Source organism: Burkholderia sp. THE68 (assembly GCF_009938265.1).
Lineage (GTDB): Bacteria > Pseudomonadota > Gammaproteobacteria > Burkholderiales > Burkholderiaceae > Caballeronia.
This window is the reverse complement of sequence record NZ_AP022319.1, coordinates 1,115,659-1,131,580: the sequence shown is the minus strand read 5'-3', so window position 1 is coordinate 1,131,580 and position 15,922 is coordinate 1,115,659. Positions and strand designations below refer to the sequence as shown.

Annotated in this window: 16 protein-coding genes; 8 read left to right on the top strand and 8 right to left on the bottom strand. The window is 64.9% G+C overall.

The window, feature by feature from the left end; all coding sequences use genetic code 11:
• Nucleotides 1–129: 129 nt before the first annotated feature.
• Nucleotides 130–1,287: a GGDEF domain-containing protein gene (locus tag BTHE68_RS33680; RefSeq protein ID WP_162070583.1), complete on the top strand. Its 1,158-nt coding sequence runs from the start codon at nucleotides 130–132 to the stop codon at nucleotides 1,285–1,287.
• 16 nt (nucleotides 1,288–1,303) lie between these two features.
• Here BTHE68_RS33680 and BTHE68_RS33675 read toward each other — a convergent pair whose 3' ends face one another.
• The 3 genes from BTHE68_RS33675 to BTHE68_RS33665 are packed head-to-tail and all read right to left on the bottom strand — an operon-like array spanning nucleotide 1,304 to nucleotide 5,618.
• A complete protein-coding gene (locus BTHE68_RS33675) occupies nucleotides 1,304–2,389 on the bottom strand; it encodes a lipocalin-like domain-containing protein (RefSeq protein WP_162070582.1) in 1,086 nt (361 codons plus the stop codon).
• Nucleotides 2,389–4,932 carry an FtsX-like permease family protein gene (locus BTHE68_RS33670; protein ID WP_162070581.1) on the bottom strand — a complete coding sequence of 848 codons (2,544 nt, stop codon included), beginning with the start codon at nucleotides 4,930–4,932 and terminating at the stop codon, nucleotides 2,389–2,391. The genes BTHE68_RS33675 and BTHE68_RS33670 overlap by 1 nt, the downstream gene beginning before the upstream one ends.
• Complete coding sequence (locus tag BTHE68_RS33665) at nucleotides 4,929–5,618, bottom strand: ABC transporter ATP-binding protein (protein ID WP_162070580.1); 690 nt, start codon at nucleotides 5,616–5,618, stop codon at nucleotides 4,929–4,931. The genes BTHE68_RS33670 and BTHE68_RS33665 overlap by 4 nt, the downstream gene beginning before the upstream one ends.
• Before the next feature lie 167 nt (nucleotides 5,619–5,785).
• Between BTHE68_RS33665 and BTHE68_RS33660 the strand changes: the two genes are divergently transcribed.
• From BTHE68_RS33660 to BTHE68_RS33645, 4 genes are all read left to right on the top strand, one after another.
• The gene (locus BTHE68_RS33660; RefSeq protein ID WP_162070579.1) at nucleotides 5,786–6,505 is read left to right on the top strand and encodes a GntR family transcriptional regulator; all 720 of its coding nucleotides are present in this window, start codon (nucleotides 5,786–5,788) and stop codon (nucleotides 6,503–6,505) included.
• A 108-nt stretch (nucleotides 6,506–6,613) separates the two neighbouring features.
• Nucleotides 6,614–7,405 (top strand): SDR family oxidoreductase, encoded by a 792-nt coding sequence (locus tag BTHE68_RS33655; protein ID WP_162070578.1) that lies wholly within the window; start codon nucleotides 6,614–6,616, stop codon nucleotides 7,403–7,405.
• 17 nt (nucleotides 7,406–7,422) lie between these two features.
• On the top strand, nucleotides 7,423–8,355 hold the full coding sequence (kce, locus tag BTHE68_RS33650; protein WP_162070577.1) for a 3,5-dioxohexanoate:acetyl-CoA acetone transferase: 933 nt from the start codon (nucleotides 7,423–7,425) through the stop codon (nucleotides 8,353–8,355).
• A gap of 141 nt (nucleotides 8,356–8,496) precedes the next feature.
• Nucleotides 8,497–9,828, top strand: coding sequence for an MFS transporter (locus tag BTHE68_RS33645; protein WP_162070576.1), 1,332 nt, complete (start codon nucleotides 8,497–8,499; stop codon nucleotides 9,826–9,828).
• Between the two features lie 12 nt (nucleotides 9,829–9,840).
• Here BTHE68_RS33645 and BTHE68_RS33640 read toward each other — a convergent pair whose 3' ends face one another.
• Nucleotides 9,841–10,413, bottom strand: a complete 573-nt coding sequence (locus BTHE68_RS33640; protein ID WP_162070575.1) for a DUF1993 domain-containing protein — start codon at nucleotides 10,411–10,413, stop codon at nucleotides 9,841–9,843.
• A gap of 67 nt (nucleotides 10,414–10,480) precedes the next feature.
• On the bottom strand, nucleotides 10,481–12,253 hold the full coding sequence (locus BTHE68_RS33635) for a PQQ-binding-like beta-propeller repeat protein (protein ID WP_162070574.1): 1,773 nt from the start codon (nucleotides 12,251–12,253) through the stop codon (nucleotides 10,481–10,483).
• Nucleotides 12,254–12,504: 251 nt separating this feature from the next.
• On the opposite strand from BTHE68_RS33635, the gene BTHE68_RS33630 reads away from it, so the two are divergent.
• Both BTHE68_RS33630 and BTHE68_RS33625 read left to right on the top strand, forming a co-directional pair.
• A complete protein-coding gene (locus BTHE68_RS33630) occupies nucleotides 12,505–12,663 on the top strand; it encodes a hypothetical protein (RefSeq protein WP_162070573.1) in 159 nt (52 codons plus the stop codon).
• 271 nt (nucleotides 12,664–12,934) lie between these two features.
• A complete protein-coding gene (locus BTHE68_RS33625) occupies nucleotides 12,935–13,165 on the top strand; it encodes a hypothetical protein (protein ID WP_162070969.1) in 231 nt (76 codons plus the stop codon).
• A gap of 3 nt (nucleotides 13,166–13,168) precedes the next feature.
• On the opposite strand, the gene BTHE68_RS33620 is transcribed toward BTHE68_RS33625, so the two are convergent.
• Both BTHE68_RS33620 and BTHE68_RS33615 read right to left on the bottom strand, forming a co-directional pair.
• Nucleotides 13,169–13,474, bottom strand: coding sequence for a DUF1488 family protein (locus BTHE68_RS33620; RefSeq protein ID WP_162070572.1), 306 nt, complete (start codon nucleotides 13,472–13,474; stop codon nucleotides 13,169–13,171).
• Between the two features lie 103 nt (nucleotides 13,475–13,577).
• Nucleotides 13,578–14,024: a universal stress protein gene (locus tag BTHE68_RS33615; protein ID WP_162070571.1), complete on the bottom strand. Its 447-nt coding sequence runs from the start codon at nucleotides 14,022–14,024 to the stop codon at nucleotides 13,578–13,580.
• Nucleotides 14,025–14,158: 134 nt separating this feature from the next.
• Here BTHE68_RS33615 and BTHE68_RS33610 point away from each other — a divergent pair, with 134 nt between their 5' ends.
• Entirely contained in the window at nucleotides 14,159–14,353 is a 195-nt protein-coding gene (locus BTHE68_RS33610; RefSeq protein ID WP_162070570.1) for a hypothetical protein, read from the top strand.
• A 3-nt stretch (nucleotides 14,354–14,356) separates the two neighbouring features.
• Here BTHE68_RS33610 and BTHE68_RS33605 read toward each other — a convergent pair whose 3' ends face one another.
• Complete coding sequence (locus tag BTHE68_RS33605; protein WP_162070569.1) at nucleotides 14,357–15,703, bottom strand: MFS transporter; 1,347 nt, start codon at nucleotides 15,701–15,703, stop codon at nucleotides 14,357–14,359.
• Nucleotides 15,704–15,922: the final 219 nt, after the last annotated feature.

The following is a 15,922-nucleotide window of genomic DNA, read 5'->3' as shown; positions in this document are numbered from 1 at the left end:
TTTATCGCGGATGGAGGGGCGATTGCACGCCGCATCCCTAAAGTTTCAAAGCGAACGACCGTTATCCGATGTGTGGTCCGGCTTTCCCGCAAGGGTTCAGCCATCTCCGGGCCGCCGCCGGAACCCAACATGAATCATCAAACTGAGGTGTTCACCCTGCCGCGCGGACGCGCGGCCACGTGGTTGCTGCACGCGGGAGCCGATATCCCCCGCGCGATCCGCGTCGCCCTCGTCGGGAGTCTGTTCGGCACCTTGCCGATCTTCGCGGGCGGGGTGCTCAATACGGTCGCCGTCGCGTGGGTGCTGGATCGCCGGCATCCAACGCTGCCTTTCCATATCTGGCTCGCGCTGGAAATGGCCGTGTGTCTCGTGCGGCTGATCGTGCTGGTCGTCGCGCGGCGTCGTGCGCGTGAGCGCAAATCCACGCTGACCGACACCTACGTGCTGCTCGCGCCGCTCTGGGGCGCGACGGTCGGCTATGGCGCGCTCGTCTCGGTGCTGTCCGGCGACTGGATCGCGTCGACGCTCTCTTTTCTGTCGGCGGCCGCGATGGTCGGCGGCATCTGTTTCCGCAATTTCGGCGCGCCGCGTCTCGTCGCGGTGATGATCTTCCTGTCGCTCGGGCCGTGCTGCCTCGGCGCGGTGCTGGCCGGCGAGCCGACGCTCTGGCTCACGTTGCTGCAAATCCCCTTCTATCTCTTTGCGATGAGCGCCGCCGCGTGGCGTCTGAACGGCATGCTCGTCTCGACGATGAAAGCAGAACAGGAAAACGACCGCCGCGCGCGCCACGACGAGCTGACGGGTCTGCTCAACCGCGCGGGTCTGTTTCAGGCGGTGCGTTCGCGCGAGCCGCGACATGCGCGCGACAGCGCCCGCACCGCGCTGCTCTATCTCGATCTCGACGGCTTCAAGGCCGTCAACGACGCGCACGGCCACGAAGTCGGCGACACGCTGCTCGCGCTCGTCGCGCGGCGGCTGCGTCATCTGTCGGGTGAAGGTTCGCTGGTCGCGCGGCTCGGCGGCGACGAGTTCGTGATCGTCACGCCGCCGCAGACCGATCCGCTCGTGCTCGCCGATGTGGTCGTGCGCGAACTCGCGAAGCCGTTTCTCACCGATGGCGATGTGCCGCTGCAGATCGGCGTGAGCATCGGCATCGCGAGGTTCGACCATCATCACGACGAGCTCGACGGCGTGCTGCGCGACGCCGACAACGCGCTTTATGAGGCCAAGCGCGCGGGCAAGAGCCGCTGGGTGTCGGCAGGCGTTCGGGAACCGGTAGGCGTTTGACGCTCTAACTCGATACTCACCGCTTCTCCACCTCCAGCGTCTTCGCATATCCCGTCAGTTCGAGATACCCGCGCCCCGGCTTGCCGTCCCCTTCCAGCGTCACCGCCCCTTCCCAGTACAGCGCGCCGGTCGAATCGCGCGAGTCGAGTTCCTGATCGTCGATGAGCGGATTCAGCCGCCAGCGCATATCGCCGACGCGCACGTTCATCGCGACCGGATAGAGCGTGTTCGTGCGCGGCGAGCGCCATTGCCGCTGCGGCGTGAACTCGACATCGCCGGGGCCGAATTGCCGCATGCGGCCATCGGGCTCGCGCAGCGCGGCGTGCGCCCACACGGCGCGGCCGTCGCGGGCGCGGACCTTGAAGGCCATCAGCGCGGAGCCGTCGTCGAGATTCGCGCCGAGCCAGTCCCAGCCCGCCGCATCTGACGAGAGCAGCGTGCTCGACCATTCGTGATCGAGCCACGCGCGGCCCGTCACCGCGACGCTCGCATTCGCCTTTCCCGCCGCCGATGGCCGCGTCACGCTGCCCGTCACCTTCAGTTGCGGTTCGCTGTAGTAGTAGCTCGCCTGTTCCGGCGACGGACCCTTGCGCGAATAGCCTTGCTCGCCCTGGATCATCGGCGGCTGCGTCGGCGTGAAGGTCAGATGGAGCGCGAAGCCGGCCGCATCGGCGAGCACCGTGTAGCTGCCGTCCGCCGCGCGCGTCATGCGCCACGCGTCGAGCTTGACGTCGGTGTTGCCGTCTCTCGCGTACGCGAGGCCGAAACCCTGCCGCGCGACGTTCTGATCGTGCACGAGCCGTCCATACGCCGGGTCCGACAACGCCGCGTGCGCGATGATCAGTTGCGACGGATCGAACGCGCTCGCGCCCGGCTTCCTGCCGGTATTCGAGCGAAAGAACGTGATCTGGAAACCGAGCGGCTGATGATCGGGCGTGTCGAGCCAGCCGGTCGCGTACCACCATTCCGTGCGATACGGCGGATGCGCGCCGCTGTCCTTCGGCCATTCGATCGCGTGGCCCGGCACGACGGGCGCGAATCTGGGTTCATCGGCGAATGCGCTCGCCGAAATCAGCCATGCCAGAAGAAGCCACAGGCGCATCACCAGTCCTCCCGCACGGCGCGCACCGCATCGACGGACACGGCGCGCCGTCCCGACAACACCGCCGTCGCGCAGGACGACAGCAGCATCACGCATGCGATGACCGCGATCATCGTCCACGGCACATGCAGCGACATGCTCCAGTGAAACGACTGCGGATTCACGACGAACACGAGAATCAGGCTGATCGCGAAGCCGAGCACGCAGCCCATCGCGATGCCGAGCAGCGTGAGCCATCCCGCTTCGGACGCGAGCAGCGCGAGGATTTGCGCGCGCGTCACGCCGACGTGCCGCAGCATGCCGAATTCGCGCGAGCGCGCGAGCGTCTGCATCGAAAAAGTCGCGCCCACGCCGAACAGACCGATCACGATCGCGACCGCCTCCAGCAGATACGTCACGGCGAAACTGCGATCGAAGATGGTCAGCGTGCGCGCGCGAATCTCGCCGGGCTCGGAGAATTCGAGCGTGTCGCCGAACGGCAGTTGTTTGATGGCCTCGATGACCTGCGCGGCGCTCGAACCCGCGCGCAAGGTGATGGCGATATCGGTGGCGGTCGTGTCGCCGGTGAGTCGCCGGTAGTCGGCCAGACGCATCTGCAACGCGCCCGTCTGCCGCACGTAATCGCGCCAGATGCCCGCGACGACGAAGCGCTCCTTCGCCCCGCCGACAGGCAAACTCACGCGCTCGCCCACGCGATAGCCGTACAGATCGGCCATCGCTTCCGAGGCCCACACGGGCGTTTCGCCTGCGCGCCAGGCGCTGGGCGGCAACACTTCGCCGGTCATTTGCAGGGTCGCGCCGGGATCGGCCGCATCGAGTTCGCGGGCGATCAGCGCGACGGGCGGCTTCGCGGCATCGAGCGTCAGTTTCGAGGCGCGCGTGAACGCCGCATGCGAGACCCCGCTCGCCGCCGTGATACGCATTTGCTGATCGGGCCGCAAGCCGCCGGTGTCGCCGCTCGACGCCATCCGCACGTACAGATCCGCCGACAGCAGATGCGCGAGCCAATCCTCCACCGACACGCGAAAGCTCGTCACCATGATCGCCATTGCGACGATCAGCGTGAAGCTCGACAGCACGCCGCCCATCGCGATCGATGCCTGGCCCGGCGCATTCGCGAGACGCGCGAGCGCGAGCGTCGCGACGGCGCTGCGCGGTTTCATCGCGCGTCGGAACACGATCGCGGTGAGCCGCGGCATCAGCGCGATGCCGCCGACCAGCAGCAACGCGACGGCCATATATCCGCCGACGGGCGCATCGAAAACGGGCGGCGCCTGCGAGAGCGCCGCGCCTGCCGCGAGGCACGCGAGCGCGGGCCACGGCGTGCCGAGCGGCGCGAGCGCGGCTTCCTCGCTGCCCGCCTTGAGCGCGGGCGCGGGCCGGGCGCGCGCCGCTTCGAGCGCCGGCACGAGCGTGCCCGCGAGCGCCACGCCGATGCCGAGCGCGAGAAAGATCGCGCTGGCGACCGGCTCGAACGCGACGCGCGGCTCGACGCCCGGAAAATAGCCGCCGCCGAGATCGCTGCCGAAGAAACGCAGCGCGAGCGCCGCGACCGTGAAGCCGAGCGCGATGCCGAGCACGCCGCCGACGACGCCGAGCAGCGCGCCTTCGAGCATGATCTGCCGCACGAGCGACGCGCGCGTCATGCCGAGCACGCGCAGCATCGCGAATTGCGCGCGGCGGCGCACAACGCCCGCGGCCTGCGTCGAGAACACGAGAAACGCGCCGGTGAACAGCGCGACGAGCGCGAGCACGTTCATGTTGATGCGATACGCGCGCGAGAGCCGGTCGGTACGGCTCTCGACGTCGCGCGTTTCGGTCACGACGAGCCGAGCGCCGAGTTCGCGTTGCAGCGTCTGGCGGAACGCATCGCGATCGACGCCGCGCGCGAGTTGCAGATCGACGCGCGAGAGTTTGCCCGTCATCGAGAAATGCGTCTGCACGGCGGCGATGTCCATCACCGCGATGCGCTGCCCTGGCCGCGTGCGCGCAATGCCACCCGCGACGCGCAGTCTCACCGGCGACGTGCCGCTCTGCAATTCGACATGGCCGCCGTCGCGTACACCGAGCCAGGTCTGCGCGGCGGGCGAAAGAAAGATGGCGTCATCGGCGAGCGCATCGAGCGATGCGTCCGGCGCGGGCACGCCGGTCAGATCCGGCGCGATGCGCTTCGCGCGAAACACGTCGATGCCGAGCACCTTGAGCGGCGCGTTCCTGCCGGGCACGGCGGCATCGACTTCGAGCACCGGACTCGCGACCGCGACGCCGTCGTGCGTCGCGAGACGCGGATACAGGTTCTCGTCGATGAAAGGCTGCGCGCCGCGCACCTGCAAGTCCGCCTGTCCCGACAGACTGCGCGCGGCGGCGGAAAACTCGTTGAAGGCCGCGCCGTTGATGAGCTGCACCGCATAGCCGAGGCCGACGCCAAGCGCGATCGTCAGCATGGCGACGAGCGCGCGGCCCCGATGACTGCGCCATTGCGCGCCGAGCAGCCAGCGCGTGAGCGTGTCGGACGTGCGGCGCGGCGCGGCGATATCGCTCATCGCGCCAGCGTCGCGGCGTGCAGCGCGCCGTCGCTCAGGATCACCACGCGATCGGCGAACGCGGCGGCGGCTTCCGAATGCGTCACCATGACCGTCGCGGCTTGCGTCGCCTTCGTTTCGGCGCGCAGCAGTTCGAGCACTTCGTGCGCGGTTTGCGGATCTAGATTGCCGGTGGGTTCATCGGCGAGCAGCAGCCGCGGCCGATGCACGAGCGCGCGGGCAATCGCGACGCGTTGCAGTTCGCCGCCGGAGAGCTGGCGCGGCATGTCGCCGTCGCGTCCGTCGAGGCCGACGGCGGCGAGCATCGCGCGCGCGGGCGCGGGCGGCATGCCGTTGAGCAGCAGCGGGACTGCGACGTTCTGATAGAGCGTCAGATGCGGCAGCACGTGAAAGGCCTGGAACACGAAGCCGAGCTTCTGACGGCGCAGGCGTGTTGCGGCGTCGTCGGAGACGGTGGAGATCAATGCACCGTCGATCAGCACGTCGCCGCTGTCGGCCGTGTCGAGACCCGCGATCAGATTGAGCAGCGTCGATTTGCCGACGCCCGAATCGCCCATGATCGCGACGAACTCGCCGGCGCCCAGCGCGAAGTCGAGCGCGTCGAGGACGATGCGGCCGCCGGGGTAAGTCTTCGTGAGGCGGCGGCATTCGAGGGCGGGAGCAATGGCGGAGTCGGCGGGTCGCATGGGGATTGGGTTGTTGCAAGCATGCTGATTGTGACTGAATGTTCAGGGGTTCGCCGGATCGCACTTCGCCACCCCTCGGGGTTATCCCTTAGCCATATAGGATTGACTAACATCGCCATCGAAATCAAACTGTGATCACAGATCAAAGATCAACAAGGAAGACATTCGTGGCACCCCGTTCCGCATCGCAACCCATTCCGCAACTCGAAGTCATCGCCACGGAGACGATGGCCACGAAGGTCTATCAGCAACTCCGCGAAGCGATCATGAGCGGCAGCTTCGCCGCTGGTCAGCCGCTGAGCCTGCGCGGCGTGGCCGAAGCGGTCGGCCTCTCGACGATGCCCGTGCGCGCCGCGCTCACACGCCTGCGCGCGGAAGGTGCGCTCGTCGACGGTCCGTCGCGCGGCCTCATGGTGCCGCCGATGACGCCTGATCTGCTCGAAGAACTGCGCGACGTGCGCGTCGCACTGGAAGGCTGCGTCGCGGAACGCGCGGCGGCGCGCATGACGAACGACGACGTCGCCGCGGTGCAGCGCATCTTCGACGAAATGGACGCGCACGTCGAAGCCGACGATGCGCGCGCCTATCTGCGCTGCAACTTCGCTTTCCACACGAGCATTTACCGGCACGGCGCAAGCGACATGACGCTCGCGACGATCCAGAACATGTGGATGCGTATCGGTCCGTTCCTGAACATGGTCGCGCCCGACGTGGAGCACATGCGCGTGTCGATGGACGCGCATCGCCAGATCATCGAGGCGCTGTGGAAGCGCGATGGCGCGGCGGTCGCGCGCGGCATCGCGAAGGACATTCGCGACGCCGCGCGCGATCTCGAAGCGCGTCTGCGCTCGCAGGAAAGCCGCTCGCGGCGGCACGCGCAAGGCTGAAGCGTAAAAGCGCATCACCCGTGCCTTGCACACGATTATCAGCATGCCTAATCGCTTGAGCGAGGACGACGCACGTCCCCGCAAAACATAACCACAAGGAGTCAGACGATGGATTTCATGAAACTGCTCACGCCGCGCGCCGGCCTGCGCGTGCTGGTCACGGGCGGCGCATCGGGCATCGGCCTTGCCATCGCGAAAGCGTTCGTGTCGACGGGCGCACGCGTGCATGTCTGCGATGTCGATCCGAAAGCCATCGACGCGGTATCGACGGTTTCGCCGGCGATCACCGGCACGCGCGCCGACGTCGCGAACAAGGACGACGTGAAGCGCGTGTTCGAAGACGTCCGGCGCGAACTCGGCGGTCTCGATGTGCTGATCAACAACGCGGGCATCGCGGGTCCGACGGGCGGTATCGACGCGATCGATTCCGACGACTGGGAAAAAACCATCGATGTCAATCTGAACAGCCAGTACTACTTCTCGCGCGAGGCCGTGCCTCTGCTGCGCAACGCCCCCGATGGCGGCGTGATCGTGTTCATGTCGTCGGTGGCGGGACGTCTCGGCTACGGCTTCCGCACGCCCTATTCGGCGACGAAGTGGGCCGTCGTCGGGCTCGCGAAGAGTCTCGCGATCGAGCTCGGCCCCGACAACATTCGCGTGAATGCGGTGCAGCCGGGCATCGTCAAGGGACCGCGCATGGAAGGCGTGATCGCCGCGCGCGCGAAGCAGCTCGGCGTCGGCTACGAAGAAATGGAAAAGCAGTATCTCGCGAAGATTTCGCTGCGCCGCATGGTGACGCAAGAGGAAGTCGCAGCAAGCGTGCTGTATCTCAGCTCGCCCGCCGGCAGCGCGATTTCTGGCCAGGCGCTCTCCGTCTGCGGCAACGTCGAAACGCTCTGAAGAACATCGAGGAACATATGGCAACGAAACGCAAGGTCATCATCACATGTGCGCCGACGGGCGCGATCCATACACCGTCGATGTCGCCGCATCTGCCGGTCACGCCCGACCAGATCGCCGAGGCCGCGCTCGCGGCCGCCAGGGAAGGCGCGGCGATCCTGCATCTGCATGCGCGCGATCCCGAAGACGGACGCCCGACGCAGGACCCCGCCGTATTCGAGCGCTTCCTGCCGCGCCTCAAGTCGCAAACGGACGCCGTCATCAACCTGACGACGGGCGGCAGCCCGCACATGACGGTGGCGGAACGCCTGAAGCCCGCGCATCACTTCCAGCCGGAAGTGGCTTCGCTGAACATGGGCTCGATGAACTTCGGCCTGTATCCGATGCTCGATCGCTTCAAGGATCTGAAGCACGACTGGGAGCGTCAGCATCTGGAGAAGAGCCGCGACCTCGTGTTCAAGAACACCTTCGCGGACATCGAATACATCCTGACGTCGTGTTCGGCCAACGGCACGCGCTTCGAGTTCGAATGCTACGACATCTCGCATCTGTATAACCTCGCGCATTTCGTCGATCGCGGGCTCGTCAAGGGGCCGTTCTTCGTGCAGAGCGTGTTCGGTCTGCTGGGCGGCATCGGCGGCCATCCCGAGGATCTCGCGCATATGAAGCGCACCGCGGATCGCCTGTTCGGCAACGACTACGTGTGGTCGATCCTCGGCGCGGGACGCAATCAGATTCCGCTCGGCTCGATCGGCGTCGCGCAGGGATCGAACGTGCGCGTGGGTCTCGAAGATTCGCTGTGGATCGGGCCGGGTCAGCTCGCCGAATCGAGCGCGGCGCAGGTGCGCAAGATCCGCCAGGTGATCGAAGGTCTGTCGCTCGAAGTCGCGACGCCCGCCGAAGCGCGCCAGATGCTGTCGCTCAAGGGCGGCGACAACGTGAACTTCTGATTACCCGACGCACGCGCCGCACAGTCGGCGCGTGCTCACGCCATTAAAACTACAACGCTTACGGAGACACTTCTTGAAACGCCTTCCCGACACCGCATTGCCTGCGCGCATCGCGCATCCTTTCTGATTCCGGGAGACATCATGTCCAAGCCCAACACGACGAGCGCCGCGCCGCACGCGTCGCTCAACAGCCTGATGCTGCGCAAGCTCATGCCCTTGCTGGTGATCGTCTACGTGATCAGCTTTCTCGATCGCACGAACATCGCGCTCGCGAAGCATTCGATGAGCATCGATCTCGGCATTTCCGCCGCCGCGTACGGTCTCGGCGCGGGTCTCTTTTTCCTGACCTACGCGGCCTTCGAGATTCCCAGCAACCTGATCATGCACAAGGTCGGCGCGCGTTTCTGGATCACGCGCATCATGGTGACGTGGGGCGCGCTTTCAGTCGCGATGGCCTTCGTCACCGGCGAAACGTCCTTCTATGTGATGCGCCTTCTGCTCGGCGCCGCCGAAGCGGGCCTGTTCCCCGGCGTGATGCTCTATCTCACGTACTGGTTCGGCCGTGAGGAACGCGCTCGGGCAACCGGCTACTTCCTGCTTGGCGTGTGCGTGGCGAACATCGTCGGCGGGCCGCTCGGCGGTGCGCTGCTCGAACTCGACGGCTGGCTCGGCTTTCACGGCTGGCAATGGCTGTTCGTGATCGAAGGCGTGCCCGCGATTCTGCTCGCGTTCGTCGTGTGGAAGATGCTGCCCGACCGGCCGACGAGCGCGTCGTGGCTTTCACGCGATGAAGCCGTCGCGCTGGAACGACGCCTCGCCGCCGAACACGATGCGCAAGGCAGCGGCGGTCACGGGGCGGGCGCGTTCCGCAGCGTGCTGGGCGATCGTCAGGTGTGGCTCGCGATTCTCGTCTACTTCTGCCATCAACTGACGATCTACACGGTGATCTTCTTCCTGCCGGGCATCATCGGCGCGTCGGGGAAGTTCTCGCCGCTCATGATCGGCCTGCTCACCGCGACGCCGTGGGTCGCCGCCGCGATCGGCGCCGGCACGCTGCCGCGTTTCGCGAGCGATTCGTCGAAGAGCCGCCGCATTCTCGTCGGCGGACTCGTGATCATGGCGACGGGCATGCTGATCGCCGCATGGTCGACGCCCGCGATCGGCCTGCTGGGCGTGTGCCTGTCGGCGTCGATGTTCTTCGTCGTGCAGTCGATCATCTTCACGTTCCCGTCGTCGCGGCTGTCGGGCGGCGCGCTCGCGGGCGGTCTCGGACTCGTGAACTCGTGCGGCCTGCTGGGCGGCTTTGTCGGACCGACGGTCATGGGCATCATCGAGCAGACCACCGGCCGCGCGATGAACGGGCTCGTGTGCCTCGCGATCGCGCTGCTGTTCGCGGCGGTGTGCAGCACGCGCCTGCGTCACGGCAACGAGCAACGAGCCGACGACAAGCGCCGCGTGATGTCGAACGCGTAATGCGCTGACGCTTCAACCTTGCGGCAACGTGCCGGGCCGGATATACGCGAACATGTGCGATATGTAATCCGGCTTGCCGAGCGGCACGCCGTGATTGCGCAGAATCGCGTACGCGGTCACGGCGTGGAAGTAGAACTGCGGCAACGCCCAGTCGCGTGCATACTGTTCGCCGGTCATGTCGAAGATGATGCCGTTCGGCAGATCGAGCGCGATCTTCAACTCGCTTCCGGCATCGAGCGCGTCGGGCGCGAGGCCGGAGAGAAACGCGATCGCTTCCGCGATACGCGCCCGGGCATCGTCGAACGAGCCGGGCTGCTCGTTCGACTTCCATCCTTCTTCACGCACGTTCCGCAACGTCTGCGGCACATCTTCCCCGCGCAATCGATACACCGGCTCCTGCGCCTGAAAGCACACGAAACGCACTTGCGCGGCGAGCGGATACATGTCCGGCGCGAGGCGCAGCGTCATGAGCGCGTCGGGCTGCACGCCCTGCTCCTTCTGATGCGCGGCGGCCTTGTCGAGCCATGTCGAAAGACTCTTCAGCGTCTGCACGAAGGTCGGAACGAGAAGACGGGTCAGTTGCATGAAAGCGCTCCACGGGTCGAAAGTCTGCGATCTTATCCCGACGCAGACCTTTCGCGCGCGCAACGCTTCATAGCAGGCCGAACACGGCGACGCCCGTCTTCGTGCCCACGAAGACCTTGCCATTGGCGATCGTCGGCGAGATGAACTTGTTGCCCGGTCCGAACTGATCGCGCGATCCCGCCGAATTGCTGCTGTACAGCTCGATCGCGAGATTGCTCGCGTCATACGCGTGCAGCACGGCGGGCGTCACGTTCTCCACGCCCCATACGATGCCGTTCGTGTTGCCGCTCGCGGAGATGACGGGCGCGAGGCCCGGAAAGCTCCAGTTGCCCGCCGGACTCTGGCTCTGACTCGACGCCGTGGTCGCCACCACCGCGTTCACGACCGGCAGCGCCTTCAGGTGATCGCCCGCCGGGCCGACGTAGATCGTGTTGTTGTAGAACGCGGGCGCGCTGAACATCGGTCCGGTGATCGTCGAGAACAACTCCTGATAAATGTGATCGCCGTTCGAATCGAACTTGCCCATCGAGTCGCGATTCACGATGTAGAGCGCGCGCGTCTTGCCGCCGCCTATCGCGAGATGCCGGACGTTGCCGTTGATATCGGTGAGATCGGGCAGCACCAGCACGCCGCCGGAGCCGAGATCGAGGTCGGCGCTCGATTGCTGCACGGTGTCCGATGGCTCGAAGTAGTCCGTCACCTGGAGCGTAGGCGTCGGCGTGACCTTGAGGAAGCCGTTGCCGAAGTCGCCCTTGTTGGGCATTTCCTGCGCGTTGGTGGTCGGATCGAACGTGCCGTTGCCATCGAGGAAATAGATCGACGTGCCATCCGATGCGAGACCCGCGCCGCTCATCCAGATGCCGCCCATCTCGCCGTTCGGCGTGACGTTGACGACGCCGGTCTGCTTGAGCGTATCGGCGCTGTAGCCGATGACCCAGCCGGTGTACGGCAACACGTCGCAATGCGAACTCCACGCCGTATAGACGACGCCGTTGAGCAATAGCAGCGAAGCGCGCTCGATGTACTGACCCGGCGTGAAAGGCACGACGCCGTTCACGCTGCCCGAGCCGGTGCCGGGATACGACGCGGTGATTTCCGTCGGGCCGCCGAAGAGTTCGGCGCCGGTCGCGATGTCGATCGCGTGAATGCGCTGGTGATACGCGCCGCCGCTGTCTCTCGACATGCCGACGACATACATCGCGCCATTCGGCCCGCGCGTGCGGTCGATGACGGGCGTCGCCGTGATGCCGATGGTCGGCGTGGTCTGGTTGCAGCCGTGATCGTCGCTGGGCACTTCGCCCGCGAGCAAGGTGGAGACGCGCCAGAGCACGGTGCCCGTGTCGGCGTCGAACGCATAGACGCTCGCGTTCTCGGTCACGACATACAGCACGTTATGCGTGCCGCCCGCTATCGGCACGCTGCCGAGATAGAGCGGCTGTGCATCGACGGCGCCATCGACGGTATAGAAACCCAGCTTGCCGAACGTCGACGCCTTGACGTTGGCGGGCGTGAGCTTCGTTTCGTTGAGTTGCTGCGCGGTGCGGAGGATGTCGTTGTGATACGTGGTGACGTCCACCGGCGTCGATGCGGACGGCGTGCTGGTCGTGGGCGAGCTTGCGTTGGAAGGCGCGCTCGCAGCGCCGCCCGACGATGCCGCCGACGGGCCCGATGCCGCCGACGCAGGACTCGATGCCGCCGAAGGACTCGATGCAGCAGCGGCGCCGCCGCTCGTCGAGGTGGTATCGGAATTCGAACTTCCGCCGCTGCAGCCACCGATGACCGCCGCGACGGCGACTGCAAAAGCGACTGCGATCACGCCAACCGATAAGTGCCCTTTCATCTGCGCTTCTCCGTTTTTGGAGGGGCCGTGCCGAGTGCCTTGGCGATTATTATCTGCGACGGCTTAATTAGGGAAAAAATCGTCGGGCGGTGGCTAGGCTTTGGCGGAATGATCGGATGACGCTGTGTATAGGTATGAGGATTGGAATTTGAAAAGCGGACGATCGGGCAGTTCACGCCGACGCGCGGGAAGGACTGCCACGCACCCTGACAGGCACATTACAGCACAGGACAGCCTGCAAGGTGAGACCGATGAAACGCCTGATCTACCATCCGACCGTCGCGCTGACGACGCTTTATCTGGCCGAATTGTTGAGCCGGTCCGACTTCGGGCTTTCGGGCACCTTGTTCGTCCTCGCGACACGTTCGGTATCCCGGCTCGTCAGCGCCTGGCGCAACGATGCATTTTGAAACCGGAAAGAAGTTCGTCTGACTTAAGCGCACACCGGGAAAACGTAAAAAAGCTTAAATCGGGTAAGACGACAAAAATTGAACGGTTAGGCTTGATGCTTACGGAATGTAGGCACTGCTTTCGGTGCCTGCAACCAAAACATCAGAACCTGAGAGAACGATGACCCAAGCCAATGACGTCGTCTATGAAAGACATATGACAAGCGCGACCGCCATTCTGGATCAGGACAGGTATGCGGCGATGTTCGTGGATTCAAACGAGGTCAAACCCATGATCGTCTATCACCGGGGAGCGGCTTTTCAGCCGTCCGTCACGCAAGTGGGCAATGCATTCGTCGCGAGGGCTTCGATTCTCGAAGAGGACGGGCATGCAACCTCGCTCGGCAATCTCGGCGCGTTCGCCAGCAAGGACGGCGCGCTCGGATTCGCGGTTCGATGCGCGACCGCCTTCCTCGACGGTGACGATCTGCCCTTGCCGCCTTTTCGCCTGACTCCGCAATGACGCTCAGGTGCGGCTCGAAGAAGTCTGAGCGCGCGCCTCGCGAAACCGGAAGAATCCGCTGCGCAGCATGACCGAGGTACCGCCGACGCGGCTCAGCACGTGTTCGGCGGCGCCTTCAATCGACGAGCGATGGCTCTCGAAGGCCTGCTGCAAATCCTCCTCGCGCCAGGACGCCGCGCCGAAGTGGTCTTCCAGCGCCTCGGCCGAAATGGTGCATTCCACGTGCTCGCCATCGGCGACGGCGGCGAACGTGAGCGAAGGGACATCGCCCTGATAGACAGGCGTCTGACTCGGAAACGTGATGATCATGCCGTTACCTCGTGGAGCGTTGCGCGGTATTCCGACGTGCAGCACATATCCATTCAGTCTCAGCCATCAATCTGCGGCGCGTATTGACACAGATCAAGGCGCTTCACGAAGGCGGTGTCGGCGCGGATGAAGCGCGCGTGAGCAACACCGGACACGTAGCGCGCCGCACGAACGCTTCCGCGACGCTGCCGAGCGCGAGCCGTTGCAATCCGGTGCGGCCGTGCGTGCCCATCACCACAAGATCGGCGGCCATGGCGACCGCGCGGCGTTGCAGACATTTCGCGATCGTGTCGGTCACGTTGCGGGTTTCGACCATTTCCGTTTCACATTCGATGCCCGCGTCGACGAGACGCGCATACGCGATCTCCAGCGCTTGCCCGCCTTCCTCGCGAACCGTCACGCGATACTGCGCCGGATACGATGAAAGCGCCGCGCTGTCGATCACGAGCACGACGCGCACACTGGCGCGCGCGCCAATGCGAATCGCCTCGTCCAGCGCGCGCTGAGCGCATTCACTGCCATCGAGCGCCACCATGATATTGCGGTACATGATCTCGTCGCCTCTTCAGGGGTTGTAGAGACGCGCAGTCGAGGATCGGGGGTATCGGCCCAAGACGTGCCGGAGTGTCCCGTTGGACTACGCGGCGTGTACGATGGAAACAGTCTAGGTTTTCAGGAGCCAACATGAAAGCGGTGTGCCCGCTGCACGGGCCGACGACCATCATCCGCACGAACGCGTACGGCTTTCCTGTCTATGCATGCTGCTGCGACGACGTGCCGTATGTCACGCCGCCCGATGCATGCACGCGAGCGCCGACACAACGCGGCGCCCCTTCCGAGCCACGGAAACCACGGCAACCGAAACCGGCGAAGGAATGAGCGTTACGCCGGATCGGCTTCCGCACGCACGACGGCGATTGCATCCTGTCGAGGACGACGCACGTTGATCAGGCAGACCGCCAGCATCGCGATGACGCCGGGAATGGCGATGGCGATGAAGTTCTGCTGAAGCGGCAACGCCCTGCTCACGAGCAAGCCGATCACGATGGGTGCGAGAATCGCGCCGCTGCGCCCGATCCCCGATGCCCAGCCGATGCCCGTCGATCGAATCGCCGTCGGATAGAACTGTCCGGCGAAAGCGTAGGTGACGATCTGCGTACCGATCGTCGATGCGCCCGCCAGCCCGACCAGGAAGAACAGCACGCCAACCGGCACCTTCACGCCCAGCAGGCTGATGGAAATGGCCGCGAGCGCGTACATCGCAATCAGCACGTGCTTGATGTTGAAACGGTCGGCGAGCCATCCGCCGCCGATCGCGCCGATCATTGCACCGAAGTTCAGCACGAGCACGAACGTGAGCGCGGAGCCGAGGCTGTGTCCGGCGTTCGCCATGAGTTTCGTCAGCCACGAGCTCAGCGCGTAGACCATGAACAGGCACATGAAAAACGCGATCCACAACATGACTGTGCTCAAACCGCGGCCGTCCGCGAACAGGCGCGTGATGGTCGAGCCGGGCGCGGCTTCACGGTCGGACAGTGAGAAGGCATCGGCTTGTTGCGGCACGTACGACGGATCGATGCGAGGAAGAATCTCCTTCAGGCTTTCCGCGCGCTTGTTCCGAACCAGAAACGCGAGCGACTCGGGCATGTACTTCAGGATCACGGGCGCGAGCAGCGCGGGCACGCCCGCCGCGATGAACACGGATTGCCAGCCATAACGCTCGATCATCGCCTTGCCGACGAGCGCCGCAAGCATGCCGCCCACAGAGTATCCACTGAACATCACCGTGACCATCGTGCTGCGAATCTTGCGCGGCGAATACTCGGTCATCTGCGCCACGACGTTAGGCATCACTCCGCCGATTCCCAGTCCCGCCAGAAAGCGCGCAATGCCGAACATCACCGGATCGTGTGTCAGACCCGCCGCGGCGGTGAATACGCTGAAAAGCAGAAGACAGATCACGATGGCCGGTACGCGGCCGATCCTGTCGGCGATCGTTCCAAGAAACACCGCGCCGATCATCATGCCGAGCAAGGCCGAACTCACCATGAATCCGGCGCTCGTCGCCTGCACGCCCATGTCCTTCATGATCGATGGCAGCGCGATGCCGACAACGGCGAGATCGTATCCGTCGAAAATAATAATCAGCGCGCACCAGAAAAGAAGCAGCACATGAAACTTCCCGAACCTGGCTTCGTCGCATAACTTTTGAACGTCGATTTGACGCATGATGTCTCCTTGATTAAGAACTGCTTTAATTCCGCGATTTTCTTTTTCGATTGATGCGCCGCGCGCGGCACACGCGCGCGTTTCCATCGCTGCATGTGAAAGGCAGCACGGGCGGGATCGGGATGTACGACTGCGTTGACGGACTGCGGTGACGGCTTTTCTGTTAGTCGGCCCAGAATAGGCGAGCCGGTCATCCAGCGTCCAATACCGAATTGGTGG